Source organism: Leptolyngbya sp. FACHB-36, assembly GCF_014695955.1.
Classification (GTDB): domain Bacteria; phylum Cyanobacteriota; class Cyanobacteriia; order Leptolyngbyales; family Leptolyngbyaceae; genus FACHB-36.
On record NZ_JACJPG010000508.1, the window covers coordinates 1 to 7,517 of the forward strand.

At 55.1% G+C, this 7,517-nt stretch carries 8 protein-coding genes and 1 tRNA gene; 7 read left to right on the top strand and 2 right to left on the bottom strand.

What is annotated here, in order from left to right; translation table 11 throughout:
• On the top strand, window positions 1-293 hold a 293-nt coding region (locus H6F43_RS14485; protein WP_206754570.1), incomplete at its 5' end, for a hypothetical protein.
• A gap of 334 nt (window positions 294-627) precedes the next feature.
• Window positions 628-1,119 carry a hypothetical protein gene (locus tag H6F43_RS14490; RefSeq protein WP_190343444.1) on the top strand — a complete coding sequence of 164 codons (492 nt, stop codon included), beginning with the start codon at window positions 628-630 and terminating at the stop codon, window positions 1,117-1,119.
• A 30-nt stretch (window positions 1,120-1,149) separates the two neighbouring features.
• On the opposite strand, the gene H6F43_RS14495 is transcribed toward H6F43_RS14490, so the two are convergent.
• Window positions 1,150-2,202, bottom strand: coding sequence for an ABC transporter permease (locus H6F43_RS14495; RefSeq protein ID WP_190343445.1), 1,053 nt, complete (start codon window positions 2,200-2,202; stop codon window positions 1,150-1,152).
• Between the two features lie 240 nt (window positions 2,203-2,442).
• Between H6F43_RS14495 and H6F43_RS14500 the strand changes: the two genes are divergently transcribed.
• From H6F43_RS14500 to H6F43_RS14510, 3 genes are all read left to right on the top strand, one after another.
• Window positions 2,443-2,601 (top strand): hypothetical protein, encoded by a 159-nt coding sequence (locus H6F43_RS14500; protein WP_190343446.1) that lies wholly within the window; start codon window positions 2,443-2,445, stop codon window positions 2,599-2,601.
• A gap of 57 nt (window positions 2,602-2,658) precedes the next feature.
• Entirely contained in the window at window positions 2,659-4,566 is a 1,908-nt protein-coding gene (locus tag H6F43_RS14505) for a GTPase (RefSeq protein WP_190343447.1), read from the top strand.
• A gap of 135 nt (window positions 4,567-4,701) precedes the next feature.
• Window positions 4,702-4,773: transfer RNA gene (locus H6F43_RS14510), tRNA-Gln, on the top strand.
• A gap of 101 nt (window positions 4,774-4,874) precedes the next feature.
• Here H6F43_RS14510 and H6F43_RS14515 read toward each other — a convergent pair.
• Entirely contained in the window at window positions 4,875-5,078 is a 204-nt protein-coding gene (locus H6F43_RS14515) for a hypothetical protein (protein ID WP_190343448.1), read from the bottom strand.
• Between the two features lie 163 nt (window positions 5,079-5,241).
• Between H6F43_RS14515 and gloB the strand changes: the two genes are divergently transcribed.
• Both gloB and miaB read left to right on the top strand, forming a co-directional pair.
• Window positions 5,242-6,015 (top strand): hydroxyacylglutathione hydrolase, encoded by a 774-nt coding sequence (gene gloB / locus H6F43_RS14520; RefSeq protein WP_190343449.1) that lies wholly within the window; start codon window positions 5,242-5,244, stop codon window positions 6,013-6,015.
• A gap of 86 nt (window positions 6,016-6,101) precedes the next feature.
• The gene (miaB, locus tag H6F43_RS14525) at window positions 6,102-7,448 is read left to right on the top strand and encodes a tRNA (N6-isopentenyl adenosine(37)-C2)-methylthiotransferase MiaB (RefSeq protein WP_190343450.1); all 1,347 of its coding nucleotides are present in this window, start codon (window positions 6,102-6,104) and stop codon (window positions 7,446-7,448) included.
• The last annotated feature ends 69 nt before the right edge of the window (window positions 7,449-7,517 follow it).

Consider the following 7,517-nt stretch of genomic DNA (forward strand, 5'->3'; position numbering starts at 1 on the left):
AGATCAATGCAGACATTCAGGCCCCTAACGTGAAAGCTGGGAATTGGGCGATAATTGCTCAGGCGTATGCGACTCAAGGTGAAGCAGGTCGTGCAAGTGAGGCAATGGGATTTGCCCTAGAGACGATTAAAACCATCCCAAATCGCAGCGATCGACGTGAACTCCTTTGGCAACTGTTTGAGGAAGCTTTACGAGCAGGAGAACGGAGTTTAGCAGCTCAGATCGCCAACGGGTTTGAAGCATCTTACCGCACAACTGCGCTCCAGCGCGTGGATTTACGTTCTTCAAATTAGCCCTTATGGATTTCTGACCGAGCCGTTAGCTGATTGAGTCCGAACCTACTTTGGTAGCAGACAGCAAGAGAGGCTTGAGTGCCGTTGCTCTGTCTGATGCTCCATCAGTTGCAGCATCACTGCTCTGCTTCAATCGGGCTAAGCATCACTAGGATGCCTGTATCCACTCCGATTCAAACATCCTCTAGGGTCTACCAATTCGTCTCCTTTTCGACAGAGCTACAACTCAAGTAGACTTGTAACGCTAGTGATGTTCAGTACAGCTTGCGCTCAGCCAGAAACTTGGTCAGCGACTAGCAAGCTGGAAAGATCGATTTGTTGTACAGGTGAATTCATGCAAAAGACTCGCGCCTTCGCTATCCTTGCCCCGGTTCCAGAGGTACATTTAATTTCTGGCTTGGAAGCAATTGCCGCTCAACTAGATTCAGACGAGTTACCGCCCGACCAGCTACCGAAAGTTGCATTTGGCAGTATGGAGTTTGAAGTGTTTGCTGAAGCCGAAAAGCTGCGCGCTGGCAAGGCGATCGAGGTCCTCATCTATGCCATGAACCCAAAGGCAGAGCAGCCATTAAACCCGGAGGTAACTTGGCGTGGGCTGTATGTCAGCTATGTCGGCTCTCGCCGGGGACGGTATCCCAGCAAAGCGATCTTTCGCCCCAAATCTACGGCAACGGATAGTCCGGTTTGGGCAGTATTCTGGGAAGTTCAAGAGTTAGAACAGTTGAAAACTCCCATTCCAATTGGGAATTTGCGAGCCAAGAATAAGAAAGCGAATTATCAACCTCGCTTCATCCCAGAAGGTCCCGTTCTGATTGAATATCCTTAGATTCTGGCAGTCGTCTGGAAGCAAAACTGGCTATGCTTCAGGTGCAGGCTTCACAACGCGCCGTTCCAGAACCAAACTAATGGCGATGAACAGCACCGTGAGCCCCTGAATCGCATAGACTACCGTTACCGGAACGCCTGCGCTGCGCTGCATTACATTCGCGCCTGCCCGTAGCGCTCCAAAAAACAAAGAGATCAACACCACGCCGGGAATACTGCCTCGACTGAGAAAGGCGATCGCAATCGCATCGAACCCGTATCCTGGCGAAAAGTTCTCGAACAGACGATACTTCAGTCCCAGAACCTCACTACAGCCTGCCAGTCCTGCCAGCCCACCTGCCAGCGCCATCACCAGCATAATCGTCCGCTCAACCGAGATCCCGGCGTAGCGCGCTGCGATCGGGTTCTGTCCCACAGTTTCAATTCGGTACCCGAACGACGATTGAGTAAACACAATCCACAGCGCGAGTGCAGCGATTAATCCAATCAGAATGCCCGCGTGGGTTTGGGTCTGCGGCAGCAGGATTGGCAACTGAGCCGAGGGGGCGATCGCCAGACTGTAGGGCGTGGGCGCGTTCGGGTCTTTTAGAGGAGCGCTGACCAGATAGCTGACCAAGTTTTGTCCAATGTAGTTCAGGAGCAGCGTGGTAATGACTTCATTCACGCCGCGCACCGCCTTGAGGTAGCCCGGAATCAGTCCCCAGAGTGCCCCCAGCAGAAAGCCGCCCAGCAGGGCGAGAGGAACGTGAACGATCGCGGGTAAGCCGCGCAGCGACAGCCCAACGATCGCGCTGCCCAAGCCGCCCATGTAGATTTGCCCTTCGCCGCCAATGTTGAACTGTCCCGCTTTTAGCGCCACCAGCACGCCCAAACTCGTCAGCAGTAGCGGTGCCATCTTGGTGAGCGTATTGCCAAATCCGTAGTAGCTTGCCAGCGACTCATTGAACAAAATAGCGTAAGCGGCGAAGGGATTCACGCCCACCAGCGCGATCAGTCCGGCTCCGACTAGCAGAGCCGCCGCGATCGCCAACATCGGAGACAGCACCAACAGCAGTCGATTCACGAAGACGCTCACAAAATGCATTGTTCGGAATGAGTGTAGCCAGCTAAGCCCTCTGAACGCAACTGAGTCAACTGTTTGCGCTCGTCAACGCCGTAATCCAACGCAACCCTTCGACTCAGCCGAAACGCTGGCAGCAGGTTACCCAAAGTAAGATGTCATCGTTTAAGACCTGTGATTTAAATCGTGCTAGATCGCCGTTAACATCACGCAGAGGTGGGGGCAAAGAATGGCATAACAGAGTCAATCCCATCCGGAGTCGTTATGTCTGACTCACTGCTCTCCAAAAGCTCTGTTGCCCTGCACGCGATCGCCATTACGCTAGCGTTGGCAGTTCTTTCAGGCAATCTTCCAGTCAAGCTGGTCACGATCGATCAAGTACAGTCGATGCTGCAACTCAATCTGAAGCTTGATAAGTTCTAACGCAATGACCTCTCTGCTAGCAGCGACTACACTAAAAGCAGCGCTCAGGCGAGAGAAATGGTGCGACTCAAACTGTGGCAGTGGATTGTTTTGGCGTTGCCGATCGCCGCGATTGTTGGCTTTTTGCTGGTAGCAGCAGGGATTCAGATTCAGCACTGGGGGATTAGCTGGATCTGGGCCGTGGTTGTAGTGGCGTTTGCAGGTTGGCGATGGTTGCTCGTGACGTGGACGCAGCCCGCGCTGCAACAGATGCAAACCTTGGTTGCAGAGGTGACGGAAGAGTTAGGAACGCTGTCCAGCGATGCGTCGACAGCGGGCAACCAACCCGCACAGCAGGCAGAAGCCGCCTTGCAGCGAGTGTTAGAGGAGGCACGATCGGACGCCGCCCTGTGGGAGGACTGGGAAACCTTTTGGCGGCGCTGTCAGCAGCTCATTGAAGCGATCGCCCATACGTACAACCCGGATGTGCCACGTCCGCTGCTCAATATCTACATTCCGCAGGCATACACGCTTTTGCGCGGCACCGTAGACGACCTGGACCAGTGGATGCAAAAGCTGTCTCCGGCACTGAACCAAATCACGATCGGGCAAGCCTATCAGGCATACGAGCTTTACCAGAAGTTAGAGCCATCGGCGCGGAAGATTTGGCGGGTGTGGAATCTGGCGCAGTGGGTGCTAAATCCTGCTGCTGCGGTCGCCCGTCGTGCAACGCAGCGATACAGCGATCAAGCGACCCAACAGCTCATTGTCAATCTGAGTCAGCTTTTGCGGGAAGCCGCCCTGCAAAATCTGGGACGACAAGCGATCGCTCTCTATAGCGGTGCGGCACGAGTGCGGGAAATACCCGCTGCACCGCCGCCCAAAGCACAGTCGCAAACTCTCCGTGAGATTCTGACTCAGGCACAGCCGCCAGAGACACTGGAGCAAAAACCCGTTAATATTTTGCTTGTTGGGCGTACGGGTGCCGGAAAAAGCAGTCTTGTCAACACGCTATTTGTCGAGGCGCAAGCCGCGGTGGATGTGCTGCCCAGCACCGATCGTTTGCAAGACTACCACTGGCAGGCAGACACAGGCGAAACGCTAACGCTGTGGGACACTCCGGGTTACGAGCAGGCAAATCACGCAGAACTGCGGGAGCACGTGCTGGATGCCCTCCACCAAGCCGATCTGCTGCTGTTAGTGACGCCTGCCCTCGATCCCGCCCTGCAAATGGACGCGGACTTTTTGAAAGATGCAAAAGCCGCTGTGTCTGACCTACCAACGATCGCCATTGTCACCCAAGTAGACCGTCTGCGCCCCATCCGCGAGTGGAACCCACCCTACGACTGGCAGGCGGGCGATCGCCCCAAGGAAGTGGCGATTCGAGAGGCTACGCAGTATCGCGCTGACCTCCTAGGGACGTTCTGCAACCTCGTGCTGCCAGTGGTCACCCGCGATGCTGCCAGTGGTCGAACAGCCTGGGGCATTGACGCGCTGTCGCTGTCGCTGCTAGAGACCGTTTCCCCTGCCAAGCAGCTCCGACTGGCTCGCTTCCTGCGCAATCTAGACAGCCGCACGATCGCTGCCAGCAACATCATTGACCACTACACATTTCAGATGGCGACGACTCAGGGACTGACCACGCTGCTAAAAAGCCCGGTGCTGACGTTTTTGTCTACGCTGACCACCGGATCGCCCGCGCTCGCACAAGTGCTGATGGCAAAAATTCCTGTGGAGCAGGTGCCGATCGTGCTGGGTAAGCTCCAGATGACGTACGACCTGTTCAATCTACTGAGTCCGGGAAATCCCAACGTCCGCAACTTCGATTTGCTGGCGCTGTGGTCGGTACTGCTAGAAAACTCGGCGTCGCCCGATCGCACCGCATGGGCGTTTGGGCACGCGGTAACGGAGTACTGGACTCAATCGCTCAGCGTCGAGCAACTGCGGCAGCGGTACCACGAGTATTTAGCAACGGGCGCAAAATGAGCGATCGTCCAGCCTGCCTGTAACCCCTATTCGCCCTAGTCGATCGTGAACGCTGGAACATTGTTGCCGTTAGTTCTTTGTGAATCCTTGACAGATTTGGCACCTCTGCTGCTAGGATAAATGAGGCTAAGACGTTGGGGCGTCGCCAAGTGGTAAGGCAGCGGGTTTTGGTCCCGCCATCCCTAGGTTCGAATCCTAGCGCCCCAGTTAGTTTCACTGCTCTCTCAATCGCCGTGTTCTCAAAGCGTTCGATTGCTCCTGCTGCCCTCGGCGATCAGCAGGAGCAATCAAATAATTCAGCTCGTACTCTAATCCACTAGTTTCGTTCGACCTGCGTGGATCTGATCAAAAATTCGGTTAATCTGGCTCCGCTCTTCGTCTGTCATTTTGCTGGTTGACAGAAGCATTGAGGTTAAATGCAAATACTCTTGGCGGGTCATCTGCCCAGCGGCGAGGATGCGATCGACAAGCTGTTTCGTAGCTGAGTTGCCTTTACCGGGGAGAGTCCGCATGGTAGGTACTTGAGATGCAGGTGAAGCGTTTAATCTTTCGTTCAGAACTTTATCATTAGCCCACACCCTTCGATCGTGTAGTAGGTAACTTCAAGAGAGTATGAAGCGCATGGAAGGAACTGTGAAGAGTTAGTAAACTTTTGGTAGCTGTTCCTATTCACCTATGCACGTTCAACGACTTCCGGCTCTCTCCGATAACTACATCTTTCTTCTGCACGACCCAACGCGGTCGATCGCCGCGGTCGTCGATCCGGCAGAAGCGGCTCCGGTGCTGCCCTGTCTCGATCAACTCGGTGCCAGCCTCGTCGCCATCTTTAACACGCATCACCACCGCGATCACGTCGGCGGCAACAGCGAACTGCTACAGCGCTTTCCCAATGCGATCGTGTATGGTGGTGCCGACGATCGCGGGCGGATTCCGGGACAAAGCGTGTTCTTGCAAGACGGCGATCACGTGACGTTTGGCGATCGCCGTGCAGAGGTGCTGTTTGTTCCGGGTCACACCAGAGCGCACATTGCCTACTACTTTCCGCCTGCAAATCCAGATCAGATGGGCGATCTCTTCTGCGGCGATACCCTGTTTTCGGGTGGCTGCGGTCGGTTGTTTGAGGGCACCCCAGCGCAAATGGTGCAGTCTCTCAGCAAGATTCGCGCTCTGCCAGATACAACCTACGTTTGGTGCGCCCACGAATACACGCTGAAGAACTTGCAATTCGCCTTAACGGTCGATCGTGCCAATTCTGATTTGCAGCAGCGATTTTCTCAGGTACAAGTGGCGAGAAGTCGCGCAGAATCAACCGTGCCATCAAATTTAGGCATCGAAAAGCGCACAAACCCGTTTCTTCGGTGGGATACGCCGGAGCTGCGACACGCCACCCAAGCCGAAAACGACATTCAAACGTTTGCCCGCCTGCGCGGAAAGCGAGACCACTTTTAGGGGCAATTATGCGGCAGACGGTTGCTTAGAGGGGTTGGCGATCGCTCCCCTATAATAGAAGACTGACCTTATCACAGCGCCCGTCCATGACTGCTTCTCGCCGCTACCACATCACCACCTTCGGCTGCCAAATGAACAAAGCCGACTCCGAACGCATGGCGGGTATTCTGGAAACGATGGGCTTTGAGTGGGCAGAGCAACCCGACAACGCCGACCTAATTCTCTACAACACCTGCACCATTCGAGACAACGCCGAACAAAAGGTTTACTCCTATCTGGGCAGACAGGCAAAGCGCAAGCAAGAACAGCCTGACCTGACGCTGGTCGTTGCGGGATGCGTCGCGCAGCAGGAAGGAGAAATGCTGCTGCGACGAGTGCCCGAACTCGACTTAGTGATGGGTCCGCAGCACGCCAATCGCCTACAGGACTTGCTAGAGCAGGTGTTTAACGGCAGCCAAGTCGTGGCAACTGAGCCAGTTCATATTGTTGAAGACATTACCAAGCCTCGTCGCGATAGCACTGTGACTGCTTGGGTCAACGTGATCTACGGCTGCAACGAGCGCTGCACCTACTGCGTGGTTCCAAACGTGCGTGGCACCGAGCAATCCCGCACCCCAGAATCAATCCGTGCTGAGATGGAAGAACTTGGACGCCAAGGCTTCAAGGAGGTAACGCTGCTGGGACAAAACATCGACGCCTACGGGCGCGATCTGCCCGGAGTCACTCCAGAAGGTCGGCACCAGCACACGCTGACAGATTTGCTGTACTACGTTCATGATGTACCGGGCGTCGATCGAATTCGATTTGCAACGAGCCACCCCCGCTACTTTACCGAGCGGCTGATCCGCGCCTGCGCCGAGTTGCCCAAGGTCTGCGAACATTTCCATATTCCGTTTCAGTCCGGCGACAACGAACTGCTGAGAGCAATGGCGCGGGGCTACACGCACGAGAAATATCGCCGCATTATCGACACGATTCGTCACCACATGCCGGATGCCGCCATTAGCGCCGACGCGATCGTCGGGTTTCCTGGTGAAACTGAGCAGCAGTTTGAAAACACGCTCAAGCTCGTAGACGACATTGGCTTCGACCAGTTGAACACTGCCGCTTATTCTCCGCGTCCAGGCACCCCTGCCGCTCTCTGGGACACTCAACTGAGTGAGGAGGTCAAGAGCGATCGACTACAACGCCTGAATCATCTCGTGGCAGCAAAAGCGGCAGAGCGATCGCAGCGGTATTTGAACCGGGTTGAAGAAGTGCTAGTCGAAGACCGCAATGAAAAGAACCCAACGCAAGTGATGGGTCGCACTCGCGGCAATCGCCTGACCTTCTTTACTGGCGACATTGCTGAACTCAAAGGCAAGCTCCTGAAGGTCAAAATTGTAGAAGCTCGTGCCTTTAGTCTGACGGGTCAGCCAGTATCGCCTATCTGATTACTGGACTTGCCACCGTCAAACCGAACCGATCGAGCTAGAGCACTCCCTGAATGGCAGCTTGGGGCA

What these genes read in the sequence shown, in the direction of transcription:
- H6F43_RS14490 (WP_190343444.1), top strand. Translation starts at nt 628, where the DNA reads ATGCAAAAGACTCGCGCCTTCGCTATCCTTGCCCCGGTTCCAGAGGTA.
- H6F43_RS14495 (WP_190343445.1), bottom strand. Translation starts at nt 2,202, where the DNA reads ATGCATTTTGTGAGCGTCTTCGTGAATCGACTGCTGTTGGTGCTGTCT.
- H6F43_RS14500 (WP_190343446.1), top strand. Translation starts at nt 2,443, where the DNA reads ATGTCTGACTCACTGCTCTCCAAAAGCTCTGTTGCCCTGCACGCGATC.
- H6F43_RS14505 (WP_190343447.1), top strand. Translation starts at nt 2,659, where the DNA reads ATGGTGCGACTCAAACTGTGGCAGTGGATTGTTTTGGCGTTGCCGATC.
- H6F43_RS14515 (WP_190343448.1), bottom strand. Translation starts at nt 5,078, where the DNA reads ATGCGGACTCTCCCCGGTAAAGGCAACTCAGCTACGAAACAGCTTGTC.
- gloB (WP_190343449.1), top strand. Translation starts at nt 5,242, where the DNA reads ATGCACGTTCAACGACTTCCGGCTCTCTCCGATAACTACATCTTTCTT.
- miaB (WP_190343450.1), top strand. Translation starts at nt 6,102, where the DNA reads ATGACTGCTTCTCGCCGCTACCACATCACCACCTTCGGCTGCCAAATG.